This is a genomic window from Embleya sp. NPDC056575 (genome assembly GCF_042793325.1).
Lineage (GTDB): Bacteria > Actinomycetota > Actinomycetes > Streptomycetales > Streptomycetaceae > Embleya.
Genome location: NZ_JBHTVA010000177.1, coordinates 1 through 1,381, shown reverse-complemented (window position 1 = coordinate 1,381; position 1,381 = coordinate 1). Strand labels below are relative to the sequence as shown.

Genomic DNA, 1,381 nt, shown 5'->3' with positions numbered 1-1,381 from the left:
TCCACGCCGTCCGGGAGCTGGCCGCGGAGACCGGCACCCGGATCGAGACCGTCGCTCTGTACACCGACGTCGACCGTACGGCCACCTTCGTGCGCGAGGCGGATCTGTCGTTCGACCTGGGGCCGGCGTCGGCGCGCCCGTATCTGGACCTGAAGGCCCTGGAGCGGGCGCTGGTGGCCACCGGCGCGGACGCGGCGTGGGTCGGGTGGGGTTTCGTCGCGGAGGACCCGGCGTTCGCCGAGTTGTGCCGGGAGCTGGGTGTGGCCTTCGTCGGCCCGAGCCCGGAGGCGATGCGCAAACTCGGCGACAAGATCGGCTCGAAGCTGATCGCCGAGGAGGTCGGCGTCCCCGTCGCCCCGTGGAGCCGCGGCGCGGTGGAGACCCTGGACGCGGCCCTGGCCGCCGCGGCCGAGATCGGCTACCCCCTGATGCTCAAGGCCACCGCCGGCGGCGGCGGACGCGGCATCCGCGTGATCACGAGCGACGCCGAGCTGGTCGACGCCTACGAGCGCACCAGTCAGGAGGCGGCGCGCGCGTTCGGCAGCGGCGTCGTGTTCCTGGAGCGCCTGGTCACCGGTGCCCGGCACGTCGAGGTCCAGGTGATCGCCGACGGCCGGGGCACCGCGTGGGCGCTGGGTGTGCGCGACTGCTCGATCCAGCGGCGCAACCAGAAGGTCGTCGAGGAGTCCGCCTCGCCGGTCCTGGCGCCGGACCAGGTGGCCGAACTCAAGGCCTCGGCCGAACGTTTGGCGCTGGCCGTCGGCTACAGCGGCGCCGCCACCGTCGAATTCCTCTACCACCCGGGGGAGCGGCGGTTCGCGTTCCTGGAGGTCAACACCCGGCTCCAGGTCGAGCACCCGATCACCGAGTCCACCACCGGATTCGACCTGGTCAAGGCGCAGTTGCGGGTGGCGGCGGGGGAGCGGCTGGACGGCGCGCCGCCCGCGGAGCGCGGGCATGCGATCGAGGCCCGGCTGAACGCGGAGGACCCGGACCGCGACTTCGCGCCTTCCCCGGGCCGGATCGCCCGCCTGGACCTGCCAGCCGGGCCGGGCATCCGGGTGGACACGGGGGTCAGCGAGGGCGACACCATCCCCGCCGACTTCGACTCGATGATCGCCAAGATCATCGCGTACGGGCACGACCGGGACGAGGCGTTGGGCCGGTTGCGGCGGGCGATGGCGCAGACCACCGTGATCATCGAGGGCGGCGCCACCAACAAGAGCTTCGTGCTCGACCTGCTGGACCAGCCCGAGCTGATCGACGGCAGCGCCGACACCGGCTGGATCGACCGTGTGCGCGGCGAGGGCCGACTCGTCGCGCACCGCCACTCCGCCGTCGCCCTCGCCGCCGCCGCGATCGAGGCGTACGAGGAGGAGGA

General features: G+C 73.3%; 1 protein-coding gene. It reads left to right on the top strand.

Annotation, left to right across the window (positions count from 1 at the left end):
* The coding region (locus ACFRCG_RS48530) for an acetyl/propionyl/methylcrotonyl-CoA carboxylase subunit alpha (protein WP_380043070.1) at positions 1-1,381 on the top strand (1,381 nt) is incomplete at both ends.